Annotated in this window: 17 protein-coding genes and 5 pseudogenes; 17 read left to right on the top strand and 5 right to left on the bottom strand. The window is 58.2% G+C overall.

The window, feature by feature from the left end:
• Nucleotides 1-359: 359 nt before the first annotated feature.
• Entirely contained in the window at nucleotides 360-542 is a 183-nt protein-coding gene (locus F3H98_RS28695; protein ID WP_149764167.1) for a hypothetical protein, read from the bottom strand.
• 765 nt (nucleotides 543-1,307) lie between these two features.
• Here F3H98_RS28695 and F3H98_RS28690 point away from each other — a divergent pair.
• Nucleotides 1,308-1,565 carry a DUF6894 family protein gene (locus F3H98_RS28690; protein WP_149764166.1) on the top strand — a complete coding sequence of 86 codons (258 nt, stop codon included), beginning with the start codon at nucleotides 1,308-1,310 and terminating at the stop codon, nucleotides 1,563-1,565.
• 210 nt (nucleotides 1,566-1,775) lie between these two features.
• Here the strand turns inward: F3H98_RS28690 and F3H98_RS28685 are convergent, their stop codons facing one another.
• The 3 genes and pseudogenes from F3H98_RS28685 to F3H98_RS28675 all read right to left on the bottom strand — a co-directional run bounded on the left by F3H98_RS28685 (nucleotide 1,776) and on the right by F3H98_RS28675 (nucleotide 4,872).
• Nucleotides 1,776-2,285, bottom strand: a complete 510-nt coding sequence (locus F3H98_RS28685) for a ferritin-like domain-containing protein (RefSeq protein ID WP_149764164.1) — start codon at nucleotides 2,283-2,285, stop codon at nucleotides 1,776-1,778.
• A gap of 208 nt (nucleotides 2,286-2,493) precedes the next feature.
• A pseudogene (locus tag F3H98_RS28680) lies at nucleotides 2,494-3,359 on the bottom strand (M20/M25/M40 family metallo-hydrolase).
• A gap of 327 nt (nucleotides 3,360-3,686) precedes the next feature.
• A pseudogene (locus F3H98_RS28675) lies at nucleotides 3,687-4,872 on the bottom strand (IS3 family transposase).
• A 506-nt stretch (nucleotides 4,873-5,378) separates the two neighbouring features.
• On the opposite strand from F3H98_RS28675, the pseudogene F3H98_RS28665 reads away from it, so the two are divergent.
• From F3H98_RS28665 to F3H98_RS32770, 4 genes and pseudogenes are all read left to right on the top strand, one after another.
• A pseudogene (locus F3H98_RS28665) lies at nucleotides 5,379-6,775 on the top strand (cytochrome B6).
• A 46-nt stretch (nucleotides 6,776-6,821) separates the two neighbouring features.
• Nucleotides 6,822-7,424, top strand: a complete 603-nt coding sequence (locus F3H98_RS28660) for a DUF4142 domain-containing protein (protein WP_149764160.1) — start codon at nucleotides 6,822-6,824, stop codon at nucleotides 7,422-7,424.
• A gap of 371 nt (nucleotides 7,425-7,795) precedes the next feature.
• Complete coding sequence (locus F3H98_RS28655) at nucleotides 7,796-7,999, top strand: hypothetical protein (protein WP_149764158.1); 204 nt, start codon at nucleotides 7,796-7,798, stop codon at nucleotides 7,997-7,999.
• Between the two features lie 93 nt (nucleotides 8,000-8,092).
• Nucleotides 8,093-8,269: pseudogene (locus F3H98_RS32770) on the top strand (extracellular catalytic domain type 1 short-chain-length polyhydroxyalkanoate depolymerase); the annotation flags it as partial.
• A 24-nt stretch (nucleotides 8,270-8,293) separates the two neighbouring features.
• Here F3H98_RS32770 and F3H98_RS28650 read toward each other — a convergent pair.
• Nucleotides 8,294-9,292: a Crp/Fnr family transcriptional regulator gene (locus F3H98_RS28650; RefSeq protein WP_244621973.1), complete on the bottom strand. Its 999-nt coding sequence runs from the start codon at nucleotides 9,290-9,292 to the stop codon at nucleotides 8,294-8,296.
• Nucleotides 9,293-10,056: 764 nt separating this feature from the next.
• Here F3H98_RS28650 and glf point away from each other — a divergent pair.
• The 12 genes and pseudogenes from glf to F3H98_RS28590 form a co-directional block, all read left to right on the top strand.
• A complete protein-coding gene (gene glf, locus F3H98_RS28645) occupies nucleotides 10,057-12,282 on the top strand; it encodes a UDP-galactopyranose mutase (protein ID WP_149764156.1) in 2,226 nt (741 codons plus the stop codon).
• Nucleotides 12,279-13,364: a glycosyltransferase gene (locus F3H98_RS32070; protein WP_244621972.1), complete on the top strand. Its 1,086-nt coding sequence runs from the start codon at nucleotides 12,279-12,281 to the stop codon at nucleotides 13,362-13,364. Before glf ends, F3H98_RS32070 begins: the two co-directional genes overlap by 4 nt.
• Nucleotides 13,361-14,365, top strand: a complete 1,005-nt coding sequence (locus F3H98_RS32065; protein ID WP_244621971.1) for a Gfo/Idh/MocA family protein — start codon at nucleotides 13,361-13,363, stop codon at nucleotides 14,363-14,365. Before F3H98_RS32070 ends, F3H98_RS32065 begins: the two co-directional genes overlap by 4 nt.
• Complete coding sequence (locus F3H98_RS32060; RefSeq protein WP_244621970.1) at nucleotides 14,358-15,452, top strand: zinc-dependent alcohol dehydrogenase; 1,095 nt, start codon at nucleotides 14,358-14,360, stop codon at nucleotides 15,450-15,452. The genes F3H98_RS32065 and F3H98_RS32060 overlap by 8 nt, the downstream gene beginning before the upstream one ends.
• A complete protein-coding gene (locus F3H98_RS28635; RefSeq protein ID WP_149764174.1) occupies nucleotides 15,452-17,713 on the top strand; it encodes a glycosyltransferase in 2,262 nt (753 codons plus the stop codon). Before F3H98_RS32060 ends, F3H98_RS28635 begins: the two co-directional genes overlap by 1 nt.
• A gap of 352 nt (nucleotides 17,714-18,065) precedes the next feature.
• Nucleotides 18,066-18,929: a glycosyltransferase gene (locus F3H98_RS28630; RefSeq protein WP_244621969.1), complete on the top strand. Its 864-nt coding sequence runs from the start codon at nucleotides 18,066-18,068 to the stop codon at nucleotides 18,927-18,929.
• 201 nt (nucleotides 18,930-19,130) lie between these two features.
• On the top strand, nucleotides 19,131-20,039 hold the full coding sequence (locus tag F3H98_RS28625) for a PhnA-like protein (protein WP_244621968.1): 909 nt from the start codon (nucleotides 19,131-19,133) through the stop codon (nucleotides 20,037-20,039).
• A gap of 107 nt (nucleotides 20,040-20,146) precedes the next feature.
• Nucleotides 20,147-20,431, top strand: a complete 285-nt coding sequence (locus tag F3H98_RS32705; RefSeq protein WP_210249726.1) for a hypothetical protein — start codon at nucleotides 20,147-20,149, stop codon at nucleotides 20,429-20,431.
• Nucleotides 20,406-20,963: a DNA-3-methyladenine glycosylase gene (locus F3H98_RS28615; protein WP_149764151.1), complete on the top strand. Its 558-nt coding sequence runs from the start codon at nucleotides 20,406-20,408 to the stop codon at nucleotides 20,961-20,963. Before F3H98_RS32705 ends, F3H98_RS28615 begins: the two co-directional genes overlap by 26 nt.
• A 272-nt stretch (nucleotides 20,964-21,235) precedes the next feature.
• The gene (locus F3H98_RS28610; RefSeq protein WP_149764150.1) at nucleotides 21,236-21,985 is read left to right on the top strand and encodes a Crp/Fnr family transcriptional regulator; all 750 of its coding nucleotides are present in this window, start codon (nucleotides 21,236-21,238) and stop codon (nucleotides 21,983-21,985) included.
• 2,392 nt (nucleotides 21,986-24,377) lie between these two features.
• On the top strand, nucleotides 24,378-24,605 hold the full coding sequence (locus F3H98_RS28595; RefSeq protein WP_149764147.1) for a hypothetical protein: 228 nt from the start codon (nucleotides 24,378-24,380) through the stop codon (nucleotides 24,603-24,605).
• A 54-nt stretch (nucleotides 24,606-24,659) separates the two neighbouring features.
• A pseudogene (locus tag F3H98_RS28590) lies at nucleotides 24,660-24,853 on the top strand (hypothetical protein); the annotation flags it as partial.

Raw genomic sequence — 24,853 nt, 5'->3', positions numbered from 1 at the left:
ACATTCCTGATAATATACCTATTGCGCGTTCGTGCTATTCACAAAGACGTAGGGCTTCAGAAAGGCGGAACCCGTCCGCGGCATGGCGGTTCGTGCGAGGAAGGCTCTCGATGCCCGACGAACCGCGGAAGCCTGATTTGCATGAAAAGCTCCGCGATCGCACATCTCGTGGCAGAGACTTGCATCACCGACGAGGACGCTCGCGAACTGGTGCTGCTGCTTGGGGCTACCAACTGGCCGTCGCTCCTGCGTGAAGCCCGAATGCTAAGTCGTAAGACCTAGGAACCTCCGCCCCTGTGGCCCTTTCAGTTCATTTTGATTTCTCCAACGCAACGTGGAGATCTGTTTCAGTGTTTCAGTCACGATGCCGGCTGGAAAAGCAGCACAATTGCCTCAGCGAGATTCTGGGCCTCTTGTCCCTCATGGGAAATGCCACGATCCAGACACGCTTCGTTGAAGACCCGCTTGATGATTTCCAGATGCTCAGGTTCGAAAACGCCGCCCCGAGCCGCGGTGCCCGACATAACCATGAGCGCAATCATGAGTTCAATCCCAGAAACCGCAAGAGCCCCGCAATTCCCCTGACTGAGCTCGGAACTGCCGGTAATGAGGAGCGTTGAACTGATGTCGGTCGAATTCCCTCAGCCGACGACCTGAGGCGCCTTCCGAAAGCTCCGCCAGCGGAGGCGCCTCTCATTTTCCGCCGCGTTTGTCCTGGCGGGCTGAGCGGCGGAGGGGGAGCGGCTGAAGTGCCCCACTTTGGTTGCTCCCTTTTCCTGCGATCGTTCGGGCGCCCGCTACTTCGTGAGCGACTTGACGCTTCCCGAGCCTCCCACGACAAACTCCCCGCAATGCATCGGAACAGCGCAACCGAACGCGCGTTGAAACAGGGTCGGCACCCTTGTTTTACCAGAGCTGGGACCGACGTTGGAGGCGCTCTCTGTAGCGTCTCTCTTTCGCGGTGACGTTGCGACCACAACGGTGCCTATCTGGCCGGCGAAAGGGGAGCAATCAGGTCCAGAGCCATGGTTGCTCCCTTCTATTCTGCACGATGCCGGACGACGGTCACAATCAGCGTTGTGTTAAGCCCATTAAGCAGAACGTTGAGTTCTACTTCAGGCCCGCGCGTGGTCGAAAACGCTTTGCGCAAATTCCAGATGCTCAGATTCGAAAACGCCGTTCTGAGCCGCGGCGCGTGACATTTCATTGAGCGCAATCAACGCGTTCAATCCCAGAAAACGCAAAAGCCACGGAGCTGTTGGGAACAAAACTTCGCGACAACACTTGAACCCTGACGGGAGAGCGGCATGCCGAGGTATCGATTTGAGTTTCTTGACGAACCGGGTGTCGAGCCGGTTTTTCTGGAATTAGAGAACGTAGAAGCCGCGAAAGCTGAGGCGCAAAAGGCAATGGCAGAAACTATGGTGGAACGTTTGACCGATGACCGCGATACGAAGTTGGCGACCCGGATATATGACGAGGCGGGATATTTGGTCGCCAGGGTGGACTTTCAGAACGTCACAGAAGTCCACGAAGTCACACAAAAGTCCGGTAAAACGGGGTGAGAGACTTGGCCAAGGCCATGTCGACAGTGACGCGGTCACCACCTTCGCCGAAAAAAGGACGCGCAAAACAAGTTCCCCCGTGGCTGTCCTGGCCTGGGAAACCTCGGTTCGAACAACTTGCATTTGAGCTCTTTTGCCGTTCAAGCCCGTTTCATCGCCACCGATCGTGGGCTCCGCTCTGAGTTTACGTGAAGCACCACGGCGCCCCACCTATCGTTTGGCGCTGTCTCGATCTGCATTGGCTCGCGAAAGAAATAGCTGTGTGGTCGGCGCAAGGTTGTTCTTCAGCCACTCGGCCATGGCGACTTCCTCGCGTAGATTCTCTTCGCATACGCGCGCGACGTCCGTTTCGCCCAACGCTTCGGCTGCAGCCGCAAGAATCGAGTAAGATGCGATTTCCATGTGTTCAAAGGTGTAGCTGGCCAGCGAGCCCTTCATCACCTCGTCACCTGCAAAGACGCCGCTGAGAGACTGAGCCATGGCCATCAGCTTGCCGCTCGCGTCCTTCATTGTGGAAGCACCCTCGTCAAAACTTTCGAGAATCGAAGTCAGCCGAGCCGCCTGCCCCTTTGTTTCTTCGATGTGGAGGCGAATCCTCTCGCTGAGTTCCGGGTAGTGTTCGAGGCGGCTAAGCTGCCCATTGAGCATCGTTACGGCCTGCTCCTCCATTGCGTGCGCATCGCGCAGCCATTGGATCAGCCACTCACGTCCTTCGGTCATGGAAAATCTCCTTTATCCCGGACTGAACTGATCGGACGGTCGCTTGTTCCGACACAGGGGAAAGAAGTTTAAGCTGCTCGACCTCACTCTGGAGGAAGAGTCAGCGACTGACGAGGCGTTGACCGGGCTAGCGGATGCGTCCGCTAATGAAATGGCCAGGGCGGCCTAATTTGAATTCTGGCGATGCGGTTCCGGTGCCGCACCGCCGTCACCAGGGAGTGAAATCGGTGTCAGGAGTGACACTCCTGCAGTAGGCAGAAATAAGATCAATACAGGCCGCGACATCATCGAGGCACATGACTTCCGAAGGCGTATGCATGTAGCGAAGGGGCACAGATATGACACCGGAGGCAACCCCGCCCCGGTTTGTCTGGAGTTTTCTGGCATCGGTGGGGCTGGAGCCCCCGCTTGCTTGAAGTTGATAGGGTATGCCGCGCACGGCAGCGGCCGCCGTTAACAGATCAAAGACAATTGGGTTGGTGTTGGCCCCTTGCGATAAACCGGGGCCCTTTCCCAACTCGAGTTTTCCCTGATCTTGCGGCCTTGCCCGGGGATAATCCATTGCCACCCCCATATCGACGGCAAGTCCGGTGCGAGGTGCCAGATTAAAGGCTGCCGTTTGTGCTCCTCGCGAACCAATCTCCTCTTGGACGGTGCCGAGAATATAAACCCCGACGTCGCGATGCAGACCCTTCTGCTCCGATAAGTTTCGGAGTACTTCTGCAGCGATAAACAGCCCGGCCTTGTTATCGAAGGCGCGGCCAAGGACTTGGCGTCCGCGCAGAAAAGCAAAGCCCGCTTGGATTGTCACCGGGCTACCGACCTTCACAACCTCCTCGGCGTCTTGCCTTGACGTTGCTCCAATGTCTACCCAGAGGTCCTTGAGGTTGGGGCGGTCTCGGAGCCTTTTAATGTCTGAATAGCCTTTCGACCAACGACGCCGCAGACTTCCTCGCTCCCGTGAACGGTGACACGCTGGCCAATTTGCGTAGCGACATCGATCCCACCGATCGAACTGAAGTAAAGAAAGCCATCTTCGTCGATATAGTGAACGATGAACCCGATTTCATCCATGTGGCCCGCGAACATAATCCGCGTGGACGCTTCAGGATTGATGATGGCCGTGACATTGCCCATCACATCGGTCGTCACGCGATCGGCGAAGGGTGCCGCGTAATCCCGATAGAGCTGAGCAACCGGCTGTTCAAACCCACTGGGCGACGCCGTCATCACAATTGACTTAAGGAATGCCAACGAGTCATCCCGCATTTGATGCTCCTTTACCAAGGAACATGCGTGCGGCACTGAAGTTCCATGAACATAATGTCGGTGCGCACTCGGTTATCGAAACGCTGATTCCGCCCGTCAAAAATCAATTGACCCTGACGTTGCCCCCAGTTTCTATCCAGTTTTGAGTTCGTTTCCGGCGTTGGTTGTGCCCTGCTGGGCGGCTGAAGCGACGGGAGCTTGCGCGGAGCCGTTGACGTAATGCAGCGCGACCGTCGCGGGGTGAAGGTGCTAGCGAACTCGTCCGGTGTCTGCCAGGCGATCTGTGCGTGCGGCCGGGCCGTGTTGTAGTCGGAGCGCCACAGGGCGGTTGCCACGCGCGCCTGGGCCAGCGAGGTGAACAGCGTCTCGTTCAAGAGTTCATCGCGCAGGCGGCCATTGAAGCTCTCGATGAAGCCGTTCTGCATCGGCTTGCCGGGTGCGATGTAGTGCCACTCGACGCGGTTCTGGTCCGCCCAGGCGAGGATGGCGTTCGAAGTAAGCTCGCTGCCATTGTCGCTGACGATCATCCCCGGCCGGCCGCGCCCGGCGACGAGCCTGTCCAGCTCGCGGGCAACCCGCATGCCTGACAGCGACGTATCGACCACCAGCGCCAGGCACTCCCGCGTGCAGTCGTCGACGACGGCGAGGATGCGGAAGCGACGCCCGTCGGTGAGTTGGTCCGATACGAAGTCCAGCGACCAGCGTTCGTCAGGACGCAGCGGCACCAGCATCGGCGCCCTGGTCCCGATCGCCCGCTTGCGGCCACCACGACGACCAACGGCGAGCTTCTCCTCCCGGTAGAGCCAGAACAGCTTCTTGTGGTTCACGACGAGGCCCTCGCGCCGCAGCATCACGAGAAGACGCCGGTAGCCGAACCGGCGCCGCTCCTGCGCGATCGCCTTCATCCGCTCGCGGACCTCACGATCATCCGGACGGCTGCTCTCGTAGCGAACTGTCATGCGGCAGCAGCCGATGGCTTTACACGCCCGCCGTTCGCTCATCCCGAAGGCATCCTTCAGGCGAGCGACAGCTTTCCGCTTGGCCGCGGGCGTCACCACTTCTTTCCCACGAGATCCTTCAGCGCGGCGTTGTCGAGCATGGCGTCGGCCAGCAGACGCTTCAGCCGCGTGTTCTCGTCCTCCAGCGCCTTGAGGCGGCGCGCCTCGGAGACGTCCATGCCGCCGAAGCGGGCCTTCCAGTTGTAGATCGAGGCGTCGCTGACCTCGTGCTTGCGACAAAGATCGGCGACTGAAATCCCGGCCTCGTGTTCCTTCAGAATTCCAATGATCTGCTCTTCAGAGAAGCGGCTGCGCTTCATGTCCTGGTCCTCTCAGTGGGCCAGAACGAACTTCAATCCGGATTAGAGCGCAGGGGCAACGTCAACCCAAATAGGGAACTAAGGGTCCCTGAGTCGTGTTTCTCGTTCAGAATAGGGAGCGCGATGACGCAGAACAAAACCATAATGCCGGCCAAGGCCGACGGGGATACGCAAGATGGCTTTTCCAATGACTCCCCGTCATTCGGGAAGCCCCAGAAGATGTCAGAGCCCTCTAAAGTTCGCAATCGTGGAAAGATCTCGACACCTAGCCCAGCGACTGAAAAGGTTAGCGGTGCTGGCCCTGCAATCGCGGAACACTCCAAGGACGCGAAAGCCCCTAGGAGTGGCCGGCAGGCCGGGGCTTACAAGAAAGACTGATGATCCCGACGTGAACAATGTAGGCATTTAATTAGGCAGAATTGGACGTGTTCTGCTTTCAAACGACCATCCGGAACAAAATTGCCTCCAACCTGTTTGTTTCTGATTCCAGGCCGCAGGAGGGGTCGATGACCACCACAATTAGGCTCCCCTTAGTAACAGGGTTCGCCATTTGCGCGTTGAGTTTTGCTGCAGTGTCGGATCCCTTGCCCCCAGATTTGACGTATCGCCCCTGCCGTCCGTGCCCTTGTCTGTGGTGAAAGAAGCCGACACAGCACAGAAGCCGGCTGTGATGGATCGTCAACGCGGCCTATTTGGTGAGCGCTATGACTTATCGGACCGCCCAATGCCGGGGCTCACCATGTCGGGCGGCCGAAAAGCGGTGCAGGAGGGCGTCCGCGTCAAATTGCCAGCAGGCGAAACCTGGGAAACTTTATCAGCGAAAAGTCCGAAGGACATTCGGGATCAATCACTGTTGCCCAAGGGGTTCATGCCGCTTCCCCATGTCAAACACGCTACCGGAGGCCAGGTTTTCCCAGAGAACCAAATTGGCGAGATTGGCCGTGACGAGCAACGCGATCTGCGGCGTTTCGATGTGGACTTCGACCTTCCAGACCATCTCACGCCAGAATTCCCGCCGCCAATTTTCCTGACGACGCGTCCAGAATTGGGAGACGTTTCCCGGGGCGACCTCCTGACCATCAAGAACTTCTACGAATACATGAATGGCATTATCACGCCGGTTCAGATGGAAGGGCTGCGGCTTTTGCTTACCCCTTTTCCGCAGGAGGAATTCAATCAGACCGAAGATCGCAAGGTCGCCAGCCAAAGTTTGGGCGTTGCGTGCTTAGACTGCCACTCGAATTTCCACACCAACGCTGCCTTTCACTTGACCCCGGACGTTCGCCCTCAGGCCGTGCGCTTCCGGCTCGATACGAGCAGCCTCAGGGGATTGTTTAATCAACAGATTCACGGGTCAAAACGCTCGCTACGGTCAGTCGAGGACTTCACCGAGTTCGAACAACGCACAGCCTATTTCAACGGCGACCATGTAAGTGCAACCCGCAAGGGCGTCCACCTTCCCGACCGCCCAAATCAGGTAGCGATGATGGCTCAGATGCAAAACATCATCGACTTCCCCCCGGCACCAAAGCTCGATCTATTCGGGCGACTCGACCCGTCCCAGGCAAGCGAACAGGAGCTCAGGGGAGAACAAGTTTTCATGGGTAAGGGCCGTTGCGCCGAATGCCATGTCCCGGCGTTGTCATTCATGGACAATAACATGCATGATCTAAAGCTCGAGCGCTTTTACAAGGTTGGCCAGACTTTCAATGATCAGGTCGCGATACCGGATGGTCCAATCAAAACCTTCACGCTGCGGGGCATCAAGGATTCCCCGCCGTATCTGCATGATGGACGCCTGATAACGCTTGCCGACACGGTCGAGTTTTTTAACCTGGTGCTCACGACCAAGCTCAATCAGCAAGAGAAGGATGCGCTCGTAGCTTATCTGCTGACTCTTTGAGCACAATGCGGCGAGTACGGCGTTCGTCGCGCAAATGGAGGAAACTATGCGCTGTGTCGCACTGGCGTTCGGATTGGCGTTACTACCATCAGATATTTGGGCCCAAATCGGTAATCCGACTGGCTGGGCTCCCGACACAAAAATGGAGGAGGCAGGTGTTCCCGCACCAAATCAGACGAACTACCAGGACCGACTTTTTGCACAGCTAGCAACGGCTGGCGGCATGGCTGAGGTTGAGCTCGGCAAGCTTGCCTCCGATAAAACAGCTCATGAAGGAGTCAAGCGCTTCGCGGAGCGCATGATTGACGAGCACGGCAAAGCGAATGACGCGCTCAAAACGATAGCGAAAGAAAGTAAGATACCCTTATCCGACCAACTCGACCCGGATCACAAGAAGGTTCACGCTGATCTTCAAAAGCTTGACGGTGTTCAGTTTGATCGTGCCTATCTGGCGGCACAGATCGTCGATCACCAGAAAACTGTTCAACTCTTGGCCTGGGAGATCGGACAGGGTGAAGACGCCGAGCTGCAGCGGTTTGCATCACAATCTTTGACGGGCGTGCTTGAACATCTTGCAGCCGCACGCAACCTCGTCGCAGATTTGAACCTTCGATCATCCGCCGACAACGGCCCGCCGGCGCACCAGTAAGGTAAGCGTTGTATCTGCTAGCGCTGCGGCGTACCGACAAGAGAGCCATCTGGATCACGAACTCGCGCGACGGTTTCCACGGCACCTGCCGATACCAGCCGGTGCGCATGATCTGCGCCAGGGCGCGTGTCAAACGGCGTTCAAAAATTTTGCACGCCGATTCACACGCTTTCGCTAAATGAGCCTTAATTGGGAGCACGCGCCGCTGTTTAAGCGGCGGAGCCAGGGCTGGCCAAATTTTTCGATACAGCGGTCGCTGAGGCTCACGCCGAGACGATACTAAATGACGTTGGGGGAACCAACCACCTGCCACACTGTTCTTGGCTACAGGAAGTGCTTCAAATGAAGCGTTGACGAAGGCAAAGCTCCCGATGAAAATCTCGATGATCGCCCTGATGATGGGTATAACGGTTGTGGTCGCAGCCTGTGGTGAAGACCATCCGCCACCTGGCGCAAATTCCGATACGAAAGCCCAGCAACCTCCCGCGCAATCAGGAATAACAGATACAGCTCCTCAGCAGGACGCCGACCCTACCCCCGAAACCGGCACCGGCGGAGACCAGCAAATCATCTGATCCGTTTCAGCCAAACCCGCCCCTAAGATGCGCGCTCATTGTGGGCCCCTGAACTGCCAAATTTAACATCCTGGAAGGCCCCATGCCTGGACCTATCCCGAAGTGTTTGCCGGGGGTGCCATTGTCGCCGGGCCCCTACGGCTGCACGACTACCGTCCCAGAGGCCATCGATCGAATGCGCGGCCAGGGCCACCCGTCCGAGGAAGACCTGCGGGGCTTATTGCAACGTGGCTCCACGTACGCTGTACCTGGCCAAGAATTTCGATTTGGCAAAGACTGCGTCTCAATGTGAACTCAGCTTCCACCTTTCAAATGCAGATAGTTCGGATTGAAACCACTGAAGGCCTTTAGACGTTCGGCATCTTTGATGATCAAATTTCTCGCATCGATATCAATTAAATCCCGAATGCGCAGGCTCGTCAGCATCCGGTTTGCATGCACAACCGTCATGCCCAAGGTGTCAGCCAGGTCGGTCTGCGTCACCGGTAGGGTGTAGGTATTCTCCTTTGCCAGACCGACAATTTCCAGTCGGGTCAGAATCTCGCAAAGCAGGTGGCCGATACGTTGCTCGGCCGGACGTTGCCCAATGTTGACCAGCCATTCGCGCATCGTCGATTCATCGACGAGATTTGCCCACCAAAGCGCGCGCGCGATGGCTGGATGTTCCGTCATTTCCAGGACTGTCTCGGGGGATAATTCCAACACCTGACAACGGGACAGCGTGGCGATGCCATGATCCATCCGCTTGAGGATGAATACATTAAAATCGCAAGTATCCCCCGGAAGCATGTACGCCATGATCTGACGCCTGCCTTCCTTTATGAGCTTATAGCGGCAGGCGAAGCCTGAGATTATCACGTGGACACAGGCGGGTTTGTCCCCCTCGCGGATGATATCTTGCTTTGGCGGAACCTCCCGCAGAGGGCGACTATGGCGATCAAGAAGTTCTTTTTCCTCGTTGGACAGCGGATGGAAGGCTTCAAGCTTGCGAATGAAAAGGTTCGATGACGGCATGTCTCTGGTTCCTAGAGAGATGGAATAAAGATCAAAGGTATTGCTGACAGACATGATGTCACGGGGCCACCATTTCAGCATGATGGGCGGCAGTGCTGGAATATAGGTTTTGGCCATATAGGATGGTGCGCGCCGGCCGCCGAGATGCAAGCTTGTACGCCGCCCCACTGCTTCTAGCCGAGGATCGGCGCCGCGGGTTTGCAGTTCGGCCGCGGATTTCTGGCTAGCCTCGAGCTTTGCACACGATGCCTCCGCGCGTTCCGCCGGAGTGATTTCCACAGGCGAACTGCTTCGCGATCTTAATGGCGAGTTGTCCGACCGTACGAAGATCGTTGGTATGGTGGAGGACGATACTGGGCAGACCGTCGTTTCTGTGCGCCACGCCTGCCGAAGGCGCAACGGTGGAGGTTCCGTCGGCGCTGGAGATTCAAAGATCAACCTATGTTAAAAGATTGTGAATAAAACTCGAATTCCGGTCCGCGTTCAGGAACGAGTTGTAAATACCGATGTTGTGGCCCTGCAAATCAAGCTGTGCGATCCCCATTCGCCTATTGAAGGTCCATAACCTTGAACGATCACATGCAATCGACTTCACTCAAAGATGAAATGTTGCCCGGTGGCATGCGCGGGCATTCCGAGCAAACCCTACGATTATCGCCCATAAAGTCACCAAGGATTGAACTCGCCCTGATTGCGGGTTGCTTAATGATGGTGAGCGAGTTGCGGGCGGCTGGGCGGCCTGCGGACGGTGTTATCCCAGGGGGTAGTAGGGCGGGTGTCTTAAGCACCTGTCTGCATCCGTCGCTACCCCCCGGCGCAAAAAAGCGTCCGCACACAGTGACCGTTCGCTGACCTTCCATTCACTCTGTTTGTGTCAAACCGGGCTCCTCCGTCTAACGGGGCCTGCGATCTCAATAGCGGGTTGTTCCTTGACAGTCTCATTATCCCATTCTTTAGCACCGGATCCTACTGACGATGTGGCGCCTCTCATATGCTTTTCGCACCTGCGATGGGATTTTGTTGTGCAACGGCCACAACATCTGATGCAGCGTTTTGCCCGCAGCCGTCGGGTCTTTTATTGGGAAGAGCACATCCCGACCGACCATCATCTGCCCTACCTTGAATTCCATGTTTTCCAAGAAACGGATGTAGTGGCGGTACGGCCGCGCGTCCCGCACGCCTGGCAAGGGCAAGAAATACAAACAGCGCTATCGGGCCTGCTCGACCAGTTATTGGCAATTCATCGCGCGGATCGACCGATCCTGTGGTTCTACACTCCGATGATGTACCCGTTCGCAAAGCACCTTGATGCAGTTGCAATTGTGTACGACTGCATGGACGAATTATCCGCCTTCCACTTCGCCCCGCCGGAATTGCGCGATTGCGAGGGGTTGCTTCTGCGCGATGCCGATGTCGTTTTCACTGGCGGCTACAGTATCTACGAAGCGAAACGTCACCAGCACGACAATATCCACCCGTTTCCCTCGAGCGTGGACGTAGCGCATTTTGCCGCCGCCCGGCGCATGCTTCCTTCACCCGCCGATCAGTTGCCCTTGCAGGGGCCGGTTCTCGGTTACTACGGCGTCATCGACGAGCGGATCGATCTTGACCTTATCGCAAAGGTGGCTGCGGCGCGGCCAAACTGGTCAGTCGTCATGGTTGGGCCGATAGCTAAGATTGATCCGGCCGCGCTGCCCCGCGCAAAGAACCTTCACTATATCGGGCGCAAAGAGTACGCCGAGTTACCGGCCTGCCTGGCCGGCTGGGCGGTCGCGCTTATGCCTTTCGCCATTAACGCGGCGACGCGCTTCATTAGCCCGACCAAGACGCCGGAATACCTTTCTGCCGGCAAACCAGTAGTCTCTACTGCAATCGCTGACGTCGTGCGCCACTACGGCGATGTCGAAGGGGTCTTGATTGCCCAGGACGCTGAGGCGTTCGTCGAGGCATGTGAGCGCGCACTCGTATTATCGCAAGGCTCCAAGGAATGGCTTCGTGAAGTTGATACGCTGCTTGCCGGTACCTCGTGGGACCAGACCTACCTGGATATGGCCTCACTCATCTCCGAGGCGATCGCAAAGAAGGGCACAAAGGAGCCGGCCAAACCGACGATCCTGAGACCGAACGGAACGGCACCCTACGACTATCTGGTCGTCGGGGCAGGCTTTGCTGGATCAGTCCTTGCCGAAAGGCTTGCTGCGGTCGGAAAACGCGTCTTTCTGTGCGACCGCCGTCCACACATTGCGGGCAATGCATTCGATGTGCGCAATGAAGCGGGCATTCTTATTCATAAATATGGACCGCATATCTTCCATACCAACAGCGAGGAGATCTTCGCCTACCTCTCCCGCTTTACGCGCTGGCGTCCTTACGAACATCGGGTACTGGCGGACGTAGCTGGCAAGCTCCTGCCTATCCCGATCAACCGCACTTCACTTAATGGGCTCTATGAGTTGGACCTGAAGGACGACGCCAAGGCGGCAGTGTTCTTGGCGGGCCGAGCCGAGCCCGTAGCAGACATCCGCACCTCGCGCGACGTCGTGGTCTCGCAGGTTGGCACCCACCTCTACCGCACCTTCTTTGAAGGGTACACGCGCAAGCAGTGGGGCCTGGATCCGTCGGCACTCGACAAATCGGTGACGGCCCGCATTCCCACCCGCACATCGGACGATGATCGCTATTTCCTCGATACATATCAGGCGATGCCGGCGGACGGCTATACGCGCCTGTTTGAAAATATGGTCGATCACAAAAACATCCGTATCGAAACGGGTGTGGATCATCGCGACGTCGAGAACGAACAATTGGCGCGTCGTACCATCTTTACCGGGCCTATCGACGCATATTTCGACCATCGATTCGGTCCGCTGCCCTATCGCAGCCTCGAATTCCGCCACGAAACGCTGGACTGTCAGCAGTTCCAATCGGTTGCCGTCGTCAACTATCCTTCCGAGGACGTGCCCTACACTCGGGTCACTGAATATAAGCACCTTACCGGCCAGACGCACGCCCAGACCAGCATTTCGTACGAATTTGCCAAAGCCGACGGGGAGCCCTACTACCCCGTCCCAAGACCTGAGAACCAGGCGCTCTACAAGCGATACGAGGCTCTGGCGCGCGCGCAGGACGACGTGATCTTCGTTGGTCGCCTCGGCACCTACAAATATTACAACATGGATCAGGTGGTCGGGCAGGCGCTTGCCACGTTCCGCCGATTGGAAAAGGCGGAGGCCACAGCCGCCCACAACTGGACCGTGGCGGCCGAATGACCCGCGATCGCCCTTTAATTATGCTTGCCACCGACAGTGCGGTGCCTTCGGGCGTGGGCGAACACATGCTCACGCTCGCAACCACACTCTCGTCCTCGCATGACATTGCGCTCGTTTTCCCTTCCAACAACGACGCCGCTCGCTTCATAAGCAGAGGCAGTGAGGCAGGCTTCGAAATTATTGCACTGGACGATGCCTTTGCGAAATGGCTTAAGGCGCGCCGTCCAGCAATCCTCCACGTCCATGCAGGGATCGGCTGGGAAGGCCATGAATTGGTAGAAGCTGGCTGGAACGCCGGTATCCCTACTGTGCGCACCGAGCATCTCCCCTACCTACTCACTGATACAAAACAGAAATCCCGCCATCGCCTGGGGGCAAGCCTGGCTGAAACGCTCGTTGTCGTTTCGGATGCTGCTGCCGAAAGCTACCGCGCTGAAGGATTTAATCGCATCGTCACGATCCGAAACGGCATTGACGCGCCTGTCGGGCGACGCACGCGCGTCGAAATGCGCGCCGCGCTTTCACTTCCCTCCGAGGCGCGGGTGGCGATTACGGTCGCGCGTTTCACCGCACAAAAGGGGCATGATTGCCTGCTTCGCGCAGCAGCAGAAGTGTCGCGGCAAATGCCGCATCTCGTTTTCCTTCTGGTGGGAGATGGTCCTGATCGGCAGGCGATGCAGACACTAGCGGCATCCCTTGACCTCTCTAACGTGGCTTTCATTGGCGAGCGATTGGATGTGCCAGATTTGCTCTGTGCGGCCGATTTGTTCGTGCTGCCGTCGCTATTCGAGGGCTTGCCGCTGGTCGTGCTCGAGGCCATGGCGCTTGCCCTACCCGTGGTCGCGACCCGCGTCGGCGGCACTGTCGAGGCCTTGGGCACAAATCATCCCTTTCTTGTGCCCGCCGCAGACCCATCGCGGCTGGCAGCAGCAATCGTCACTGCGCTTGCCGATGAAGCCGCCAGCCGGGTTGTCGGTATCGAAGGACGAAAGCGCTTCGAGAAGCGATTCACTGCAGCACGCATGGGCCAGGAAACGGCATCACTCTATCGAGCGACAAACGAAAGGACGTGCTTAGCATGAACATCGAACGCAAGCGGCTGAGAATAGGTTTCATCGGCGCCGGAGGCATCGCGGCGCGGCATGTCGGCGTGCTGTCCGGCATGGAGGACATCACGATCGTCGGCGTTGCCGATCCCGATTTCGCACGGGCAGCCGATCTTGCCGGTCGACTTGGCGGGCGTGCTTACAACTTCCACGCCGATCTCATTGCCATGGAAAGCCTCGACGCAATCTATATCTGCATTCCACCCTTTGCTCACGGCGAGGTAGAAGCGGCGGTCATCGCGGCCGGCCTCCCCTTCTTCGTCGAAAAGCCGCTCTCGCTGAACATTGCATCGGCGGAATGTATCGCCCAACAGGTAAAAGAGCGCGGCATCATAACTGCAGTCGGCTACCACTGGCGCTATCTTGATATTGTCGAGGAAGCGCGCGGCCTACTTGAGGGCAACCCGGCCGCCTTGGTTGTGGGCCACTGGCTCGATAGAACGCCGCCGCCGCAATGGTGGTGGCATCAGGATAGCTCCGGCGGCCAGATTGTTGAGCAGGCGACGCATATCATTGACCTCGCACGTCATCTCGTTGGTGAAGTGGTCGAAGTCTATGCACAAGGCGCCCAAACTGCCCCCCGAAGTGATTTCCTTGGTCTCGACATCGCAACCGCAACCGCTGCCACCCTACGCTTCGCTTCCGGCACAGTCGCAACACTGTCGGCAACTTGTTTGCTGGGTTGGGGCCATCGCACCGGCATTCACCTCTATTGCGACGGTATGGCGATCGAGCTCTCCGACCGAGAGATCATGGTGGATGTTGGACGTGGACGTCCGGTGCGGCATGCGCAAGGCGATCCCGTGGAGCGGGAGGACCGCGATTTTCTGGATGCCGTGCGCGGCCTGCCGAACCGCATTCGTTCCCCTTACGGTGAGGCATTGAACACGCACCGTGTCGCTCTGGCGATCGCGCAGTCGGTGTTGTCGGGCCTGCCGGTCTCGATCGAACCCGCGAGGGAGACGGCTGATGCCTGAACACAGAACAATCCGCTCTCTTGGCGTTGAGACACCGGGAAAACCCTATTTCTTCTCCTATGAGGAAAGCCCACCTTCAGAAGGCCAAGTACGCCTCGACGCGCTCTACAGCGGTTTTTCTGCAGGTACAGAACTCACCTTCTTGAAAAACACTAACCCCTACCTGCGCTCACGTTGGGATGGGGAGCGCGGCGTCTTTGCCGACGGGGAGCCGAGTGCGCGTTTTCCCGTGCCGTTTCTGGGCTATATGGAGGTCGGGCGGATCACCGATAGCCGCGCCGATGGCTTCGGCGCTGGCGAGGTTATCGCCTCGAGCTATGGGCATAAGTCCGGCCACACCGCCGACCCCTTCCACGAGTTGCTGTTTAAGCTGCCCGAGGCCCTCTGTCCCATCCTTGGCATCTTCGTCGCGCAGATGGGACCGATCGCCGCCAACGGCATTCTGCATGCCGACGCCGAAACCTTTGGCTCGAATGTCCGGTATCTGGGCGAAAGCCTAGCGCGTCGCCCAGTCGTTGTCTTCGGTGCTGGCACGGTCGGACTGCTCACTGCATTATTTGCCCAATCCGCTGGCGCAGAGGTCATTCTCGCCGAACCGTCCACTTGGCGTCGCGAGAAGGCCGAGGGGCTGGGGCTAACGGCGATGACCGAAACGCAGGCATGGCAGCATGCCAAGGCGCGCTGGCATCACGGTGGTCAGGATCGCGGCGCGGACTTCGCGTTCCAGACCCGTGCGCGTTCCGAAAGCCTGCACGATGCATTACGCGCAGTACGACCGCAGGGCACGGTCATTGACCTTGCCTTCTATCAGGGCGGCGCAGATCGAACCCGGCTCGGTGAGGAATTTCACCACAACGGGCTGACATTGCGCTGCGCACAGATCGGGCGGGTGCCGCGCGGGTTGGCGCACCGATGGGATCGCCGCCGCCTTTCGTCAGAGACGCTGATGTTGCTGGAACGCAATGGTGAGGCAATCCGCCGCGAAATGATCACGCATGTCATCCCGGTCGATGAGGCGCCGGCCTTCCTGCCGCACCTCATTTCCGAGCGCCCCGAATTCCTCCAGATCGTGTTTAGCTTCGCATGATGGAAGAAAACCCGCCGCCGATCCGCATCCTTTTTGTGTTCGCCTGGCTGGTGGTTGGCGGAGAAGAGACCGAGGTTCGGCTGCTTGCCCGCACGCTTGATCCCCGCCGGTATCGCATCGATGTCGTCGCCTGCTTCCGCAAGCCGGGAATGCCGGACCAGACACACCTGCAATTGGAGGCGCTTGGTGTCGATGTCGATCGCGTCCCTTATGACCTCTCCTTCGAGGAGACTGTCGACTATCTTGCAAACAAGGTCCCGGCGTATGATGTGGTCGTTTCCTGCCAGAATGTTGCCGATATCTACCCGGCCCTCGAAAAGTTACACTGGCGTCCACCCTTGATTGAGCATGGCGGGCTGGTATCGGAAGCGTTGGCCGGGCCTAAGCATTTTACGAGCCGCTATGTTGGGGTCTGCCGCTCGATCCGCGACGCCGCCGCCTCGCGGATGTCCGGGCGCGAGGACCATGCCGTGGAGATTCCATCCATGGTGGATATGGCAGAATTCGTCCCGAGCGATCGCGCCCGGATGCGAGCCGGGCTCGGCCTGCCCGCAGACGTGTTGCTGGTTGGCTGGGTCGGCAGGCTGGATGCCAAGAAGTGCGTCGAAGATTTTATCGAGGCTGCCGCGCTCGTCCACACACGCCTGCCACAGGCCCGCTTCGTCGTAATTGGCGGGCCAGATGCCTTCATGCCCGAATATGCCGAACATCTTCGGCACCTGACAATCGCGCGGGGTCTCTCCGGCACGCTGACGTTCCTGGGAGATCGTCCTGACGTGCCCGCGTTGCTTTCCGCACTGGACATCTTCGTATGGCTCTCGCGCGGTGAAGGCATGCCACATGTCATCGCCGAGGCTGGCGCGGCAGGCTTGCCGGTCATCGCCACCGCCGACAACGGCTCGATGCAGCAGATAGAACACGGCGTCTCAGGCCTGTTTGTACCGCATAATTCACCGGCGGATGTGGCCGCCGCTATCGAACGCTTAGCCGGTGATCCGCCGGCTCGAGCGCGTCTCGGGCGCTCGCTGTGCGAGAAAGTTCAGGCCACATACGCCGCGGACGTCGTGGTGCCACAATGGCGGGCGTTGTTCGGGGATGTATTGCGGGAACACAAGCCCTCTTCTTTTCCGTCGCTCCTGGCCAGTTTCATTCAGGGCGGGTTCGAATGTTCCACCCACAAGCGGCGCGACGGGCAGCGCCTCGACCTGCTTGTGGCAACGGGACATGACGAACAGGCCGGGGCCGATTACGCCCAGCTTGCAGGGTACGGCATTCGCACGGTCCGCGACGGGCTGCGCTGGCATCTGATCGAACAATGCCGCGGCCGCTATAACTGGTCGAGTTTCCTGCCGATGCTGCGCGCGGCGCAGGAAAGGCGTACCCAGGTGGTCTGGGACTTGATGCACTATGGATGGCCAGACGATCTCGACATCTGGTCGCCGGCTTTTGTCGACCGCTTCAGACGCTTCGCCGCAGCGGCTGCGAAAATGGTTCGCAACGAGACAGACGACGTCCCCTTCTATTGCCCGGTCAATGAGATCTCGTTCCACGCCTGGGGGGGTGGGGACGCGGACTGCCTCAATCCCTACGCACGCGGGCGCGGCTTCGAACTAAAGGTCCAGCTTGCCCGTGCGGCCATTGCGGCGATGCACGAGATCCTGGCTGTCGACCCACGTGTACGCTTTGTGCATTGCGAGCCGGCGATCAACATTGCCATCGACCCGTCCCGACCGCATCAGCGCCGCGAAGCCGAAGGCGCGCGGTTGGCGCAGTTTCAGGCCTTTGACATGATCGCCGGGCGCCTTTGGCCGCAGCTTGGAGGTGAAAAAAAGCTGCTCGATATCATCGGACTCAACTACTATCACGACAACCAGTGGCTATTCGGGGGAGGGCCGATCGCCGCCGGCCATCGGCAGGCAAAGCCATTTCGCTACCTCCTCACGGAAACCTACGCCCGCTACGGACGGCCGCTGCTCGTCGCTGAAACCGGGACCGAAGGCGACGCACGCTCCGCCTGGTTCTCAATGATCGTCGCCGAGGTCCAAGCAGCGCGTGCGATAGGCGTGCAGGTGGAAGGTGTTTGCCTCTATCCCATAATCGACCATGTCGGCTGGGACGACGACCGCGACTGCCCGAGCGGGCTGTTAGCCAGCCGGGTGGTAGAGGGCCGGCGGGAAGTGCATACGCCTCTCGCCACAGCCATTCAACATTGGCGCCAAAACAGCGAGGGCGGCTCTTCTGGAAGAGCCGATGCTGCCTGACTTTCCCCGGCCACGGCGCATCGCCGTCATTAGCGATTTCTGTGACGGCGTATTCGCGACCGATCGCACGCCATCGGTCGAAGAGGCTGCGTCCGCATGGCGCTCCGGAATTCGCGGCCCTGCACCCGCAGGGACATCCCGTGTGGACCTCTCACCTCGGCCCTCGGTCGTCGGGGGATATCTTGAACGTCTGCCACTTGCTGCAGTCCGACAGGGCCTTTGTGATGCTGCAGAGATATGGAGCTTCTGGGCGAAGCCTCCCCAGCCGCCCTGGTCGTTGGATCCGCCGGCGCTGATAAGGCGCTCGTTCCGACCCGATGATGTATTCCACCGCCCGTTCAGATCAGCCGACATGCTTGGCTATATCGCCGCTTTCGGTCCGCCGGACATCCTTTGCGTCTGGGGTCTTGGTGTTGACGTCTCAATCCTAGAAGCCTCTGCCAGCAGCGTCAGGATCTACAATTCCATCGACGCGCAGGCATTGCGGGTGCCAGACGAGGTCGGCCGCCATTTTGAAATCGTTCTCACTGGCGCTCAATGGCAGTCCGAGGAGGTCGAACGCCGCCTCCCCGGCGTGCTTACAGCCATCATGCCTATCGGTCCAGAATTCGCCTCGCCCGAAACGTTCTTCCCGCTAGGTCTAGAAAAGATTTATGACGTCGTCTATGTCGCTGCCGCGCAGACCTATAAAAGGCATGACGTGCTGTTCGACGCATTGACATGTTTGCCTCGGTCGATGCGCGCGCTCTGCGTCTGTGGGTATGGCGAATTGGGCGAGCAGCTTCGAGCGCGTGTCGACGAACTTGGCGTTTCGGTCGATTTCGTCGGTCCCCCGGGAGTGGGATTTGACGAGGTCAACCGCCTTATGAACCTTGCGCGCATCGGCGTTGTTTGCGGCGTTAATGACGGCGCGCCTGCCATCCTCACCGAATACATGCTTGCCGGCCTGCCCGTGCTTGCCAACTCTCGACTCACCTGTGGCCTGCAATTCATCACTTCCGCGACCGGCCGGATGGCGGACCCTGATCACTTTCCCGTCGTTCTGCAGGAAATGCTCGCGGATATTGGAAGCTTTCGTCCGCGTGAGGCTGTTCTGCTCGACTGGGCGTGGCCACATACAGCAGAACGTTTTTCGGCGTTGGTGAACGAGGCGCGAAGGCGCAAGGCTGACGTTGTGGCAACTGAGCAGGAGAGCGATTGCGAACGGGACCGATAGGGACACCAGTCAGTTTAGCGATGCCACGCTGATAGTTCTATGGCGGAGCCAGCACAGTCGAATCTGACTCAGCAAACCGGAACAATCACCTTGTCAACGAGTTGCTCACAAAGTCGGAGGGCATCCCCTCAAGTCTCTGGTTTGAGAGACGAATGTGGCAACAACACTCACTGTCTTCGGGCAGTATCAAGGATTAGACCCATGAGCACCGCCGTTCCCTTTGACCCCGCCGAGACCCCACAGAGTGGCTATGCTGCGGGCACTGTCGACCAGACGATCCAGCTCAATAAGGTAAGCTGGGGCGCGATCTTCGCCGGCGTCGTCGTTGCGCTGATCGTCCAGGTTCTCCTGACGATGCTCGGGGTAGGCATTGGCATTGCCACCCTGGACCCACGCACGTCGGACAATCCGGCCGCGTCAACCTTCTCGATTGTTGCCGGCATCTGGTATGTCATATCCGGCATCATCGCTGCCTTCGCAGGCGGCTACATTGCCGCTAGAATGTCCGGCAAGATTGTCCCGACAACCGGTGCGCTGCATGGCCTCACGACCTGGGCGTTCACAACACTTCTGATCCTTTATTTTCTTACGAGTACGGTAGGCAGCCTTGTCGGAGGTGCGTTCAGCGGTGTTGCGAGTGCCGTCAGCGGCGCAGGGCAGATCATTGCGCAGACTGCGGCTCCGATTATTGCAAACTCTAATCCCCTCGAAGCTTTGGATTCCCGTATCAGAGCTACCGGCACCGACCCCGAGGCGCTCAATGCGGCTGCGGTGAACGCGATGCGCAGCCTAGTGATGGGGGACGCGGCGAACGCCGAGGCGGCTCGCGCTCAAGCTGCTCAAGCGCTGGCCACGGCACGCGGTATTCCACTCGATCAAGCCACCCAGCAGGTCACGGATATGGAGAGCCAGTATCATTCTGCAGTCGAATCGGCCAAGGCCCAGGCGATTGCAGCGGCGGATGCTACCGCGTCGGTTGTCTCGACTGGCGCCATCCTCGCCTTCATCGCCCTTGTCCTTGGCGCCATAGCCGGCTGGCTCGGCGGTCGTTCGGGCGTCGTTCACCCGGTCTATGCGGATCGCGTCGTCCCAAGCCGCAGGGCAATCTGACGCTGCTGGAAGTTGCAAGTCCACCGGCGCTGGACAGTATTAAACGGGCTCATCGGGGCTGGCGCTTAGACCATCTACAACCGCTTCATCCGCTGAGCCGGCTTGGTGTGTTCAACCGAATTCTGGGCAAACTGGCCGCACAGCGCGGTGGCACCGACAAGCTGATGATCCATGCCACCCACCTCAAGGCACATCGCACTGCGGCCAGCCTGCTTAAAAAGAACGTTGAATCCGTAGCATCCAATTCGTTTCGGTTTCTCGTGCCATGGTTTCCAGCGAAAGAGCGAGGCCGATCTCTATGTCTGCAGCTTTCACACCCTATTCAAAAATTTCAAACCCTGTTCAGCCGACTGCTATCCTTCGAGGATGAGAATAAATTGCTTGTCCTCTGACTTCTTTGCCCGGCCTGCCCGCGACGTAGCGGTGGACTTGATCGGCGTTGGGTTTTTCGTCGAAGGAATTGGCGGCCAGATCGTCGAAACAGAAGCCTATATGCGCGACGATCCGGCATCGCACAGCTACCGCGGCGCAACTGCTTCAAACATGGCGATGTTTCTGGGACCCGGTATTGCATATGTTTACCGGTCGTATGGACTGCATTGGTCCTTCAACATCGTTTGCGATCCTGGTAGCGCAGTGCTTGTGCGAGCGCTCGAACCTACCACAGGCATTTCAGCTATGCAGTCCAGGCGCGGCAACATCCCGCTCAGGTCTCTTTGTGCAGGCCCTGGAAACTTGACCAAAGCTCTCGGAATCACCGGGGGTCATAACTTACTGCCGCTGACGCAGGCACCATTTCGATTCGACGCGCGAATTGGGAAGCCTCATGTCGTCAGCGGCCCACGCGTTGGACTGACTAAGGCGATAGATGAGCCCTTTCGTTTCGGACTTGCTAGTTCACCTTTTGTCAGCAGGAGGTTTTAGTGCTCTTGTGTGGCCATAGCCGCGCCACGCACAGTGCCTTTCTGGTAGCGGCAGATACAATTCACAGAGGCGAAAAGGAAAAGGAAAGGGTTGTCGACCTGAAGAGAAACGACGAGCGGCGCATATCTCGGTAAGGACGGATATTTCCGAGCTCAGCGCCTGCGCGCGGTCCCATTTGTGCAACTGCCAGGATCCGGATTGCGATCGGATATGATGAAAACCTAGCAGTTTGTACATAAGGAACCCAAGCAACGGCTGCCTCGTTTCCTTTTATGGACCATGCACATCGCTCAGGTACGGCCGATATCTTCCCCTTCATTCATATGTTGGAGCGCAGGGACAATTTGCCGGCGACGGATCGTTCCCTAATTCGCTCGCTTCCGTTCCGCATACAGACCTTTGTCAGCGGGGCGGAACTGGTAGCAGAGAACTCGAGGCCGGGCGAAAGCTGCATGGTGTTGAAGGGATTTGCTGCTCGAAGCCAGTTCCTGCGCGGAGGCGATCGCCAAATCACAGCATTGCACATAGCCGGCGACTTCGTCGATCTCCACGCTTACCTGTTGAAGGTCATGGACCATAGCGTTGTCGCGATAGGTGCCTGTGAGGTTGGATACGTACCACATGAGGCGATCCGTAGGGTAACGCAGCAAAGTCATCACCTGGCACGCCTATTCTGGCTGTCGACGGTGCTCGACGGTGCCATTCAAAGAACGTGGATCACGTGCTTAGGGCGAAGATCGGCGCAACAACACATGGCGCACTTGTTTTGCGAGCTTTACCTTCGTCTCGAGGCCGCCGGGATTGCATCTCAGAATCGCTTCGAATTTCCCCTGAAGCAGGGCCAGTTCGCCGACGTGCTGGGCTTATCCCTCGTCCATGTCAACAAAAACATCCAGAAGCTTCGCTCAACCCGACTGGTGGATTGGAAGGATGGAATTGTCACCATTAATGATTTCGACGGCCTGGCTGAGCTTGCAGACTTCGATGCAACGTATTTGAGCCTGCGTGCTGAGCCCCGCTGATCCCTCAGGCTCGCAAACGCCCGAACCGCTTGGATTTTGGTCGAACCTAACCCCGAATATGGCGGACATATCTCTTCAGGCAGGAACCGCTAGGAACATATCGAAGGAGATGCGGGGTCAAATGGACCACGGTTCCATTTAGGATCGTTGATTGCCTTTGAGCGAGCTGTTGTCATGCACCTATTCCAGATATTACTTCCCTGCGCTGACAACGCCGGAACGCCCTTCGGAAAAGAGGACTTCGAATGTGTGAAGAACGAACCGGCGGGACGCTTGCAGGGCGTGACCGCTTATCTCCAGAAGCCTGCGGAAGGAGTGTGGGGGCACGGCACCGCCTCCTGAAACGAAGAGATTGTCATCTTCGAGGTTATGGCTGGGGAGGTAGACTTGGCGGATTGGCGCAGTCGATGAGCCGATCTCGAACGGCGCTTCCCTCAACACAAGGTTGTTTACGCTACATGTCCGTTTCGCTCGTTTAGGTACGTTGGTTGCGTCGACCTCCGTCCGCAAAAAGCAAAATCCGATGTGCTGTCCTGTGCGGCAGAAATTAAGAGTGCCGCTTACGCAGCCCATGTCGAGAATGAACACAAGATGCTCCGGGTGGCTCGGTGGAACACTTAGGCGGCCTCTCCGTCCTGCGACGCGAGCGTCAAACCGTCACGTGCGCAGCCACAAACCCGGCAAGTTAACCAGCCTCTTCGCTCGCGCTCGACTGCCAAACTAGTGGTTTTCGTGCAGAGCAGCCAGGGCATCCTTCACGTCAATTGTGTAAATCAGCTTGCCATTTTCGTGTGGCACGCGCACCAGCCACCCGGAAAGATCGTCTTTTGCAAGCTGTGCGCACAGCGCACCGCCTCAGTCCGCGCGGCCTCAACGCTTGGCATTAATTTAATTTAGACGGAGGCTGATCGATCTCGTCTGCGTCACGGTTTTCAAAAACGTAAGCAGCTTCTGTCTCAGGGAGGGTCGTGACGGCGTGACGGCGGATTCGTAGTTACCATTCCTACGGGCATCATAACGATGCGAGACCAAACGTGGCAGTCTCGACCAGGATGGCTCCTGCTCGGTTGAGCACAGCCTCCTCATTGAGCACATCGATATCGACCGTGTAGACCCTGACACACAGCCGCCACCTGCCACAAATCAGCACCCGCCGAATGGTTTTTCCGGTCAGCGTGGTCGAGCGAAGGACTTCCGTCCGAATGGTGCGCGCGCGGTTACAACTTCACGGCCATCTCTCGCGCCCAGAGACGGAGCTGCGCTCACCCTGTACGCCAGCAGACCAAGAGGGGAGAGCCGTGCTCACCTGACCAGATCATGCCGACCACGCTGAACAGAAACATTGTGACGAGAAGGATCGTTGCCTGTTGTCCCGGAAGAACGTTTTCACGACTCCTCTCCCTACGATCAATGCCAGCTGTCGAGAACTTCTGCAGTCGATACAGCTTCGACCTGCTCGCTGAACCGCGGGCGGTAGAGTTCCATCAGCGCATCATGCGTCGGGTCGGCGGAACTACAAACTGCGTATTTCGCAGAAACGGGACGGTCGTTCCGCTAAATCGCGGACAGCAGTTTCACTAACTTCCGGATGATGCGGTCGGTCCGCGGTTGCCTCGTGGACTCATTTGCGATTGATTTCGCCGTTTTCGGCGCTGGTCAAGAGCGGCGGTGTTTTTTGCTTTCTCATACTGTCGCCTTCGGCAAAAAAGAGACCGGGGGCGCCGGCCGTAGTGGGGTCAGGTCCTTCGGCGGCGGTTCGGGGCCACTTGGCTTATGGCGATGAGCGTCTGAAAGATTGTAGGTGGCGCATCCGATGTCTTCGGCGAAGTATTATTGCATACCCACCGCTAATCCCGGCGGCGACGATTAATACTGCAACTATCGATAGGAGCCACGACATAGCGGACCTCCGTTTCGCATGAGCCGCTGTATCATTGTAGCCGGTGTTCATTGAGCATTTGTGACACCTGGCCCGACAGCTCCTTGTCGGCCAGCACGTTACTTCCCATGCTGCATCCAACTGAAGATCTCGCGTTAACTGCGCTTCCGAGCCGATACGGCGACGAGGAATGCCTGTGCTGCGACATCGCATCTTTGCCGCGATGGGCCATTAGCGGTGAGAATTACCTGCGCAGCCTTCAACGTCAGACCGTGTTTCTCGGCAAAGTATGCAGGTTCGTAGGGAAGTTCGCCCCTAGACACGCGCCGAGAGATTTTTTCTTTCTCGCTCATCCAGCCAAGATAGGCCAGACAGATCGGGCCCTCTATAAACTTGTACATACCTGGGGCTTATTGCGAGCAGGGCTTTCGTCACTACTTGCTCGGCAACGTGAATGCATCCTCCGTTTGGTGCGCTAGCGGAACTATTGCGATGCGCTAATGTTGTTGGACCATGCGAAGCGACAACATCATCCCACTTCACAAAGGTATCCGAGCGGAAATCGAACTGGAGATGGCCCGCGCGGTCGCCAGGTTCGGTGAGTACCACATTGAGATCATGGGAATTGCCGGGAGTTGGGGCGACACCATGGACGACAATGAGGTGCTGGCGGCCCTACGCAGGCTCAACAAAGCCGGATCAATTTTCGAATACATCACCGACCCGACGGATCGAGAATGACGTTCGCCTCGCGAAGAAGCCCGATAGTATCCCGACCGCTCCATTGACTGCCAAGTGTCGCTCGACGACGCCTTTCGGGAGTTGTGGGAAAATATCGCGGCTGCGGGCTGGGGACCGGAAGAGATCACTCGCAACCTGCATGACTGGACGAAAGAGTTCCCGACCATCGTCCAAGGGGTGTCGCAGCTAAAGGCCACCAATGCGATGATCGACGGCGAGGCCTTTGTTGCCGACGTGGGCGGCATGTC

The organism is Neomesorhizobium albiziae (genome assembly GCF_900114255.1).
Classification (GTDB): Bacteria; Pseudomonadota; Alphaproteobacteria; order Rhizobiales; family Rhizobiaceae; genus Neomesorhizobium; species Neomesorhizobium albiziae.
The sequence above is the reverse complement of the archived record's forward strand: the minus strand, read 5'-3'. Positions and strand labels throughout refer to the sequence as shown.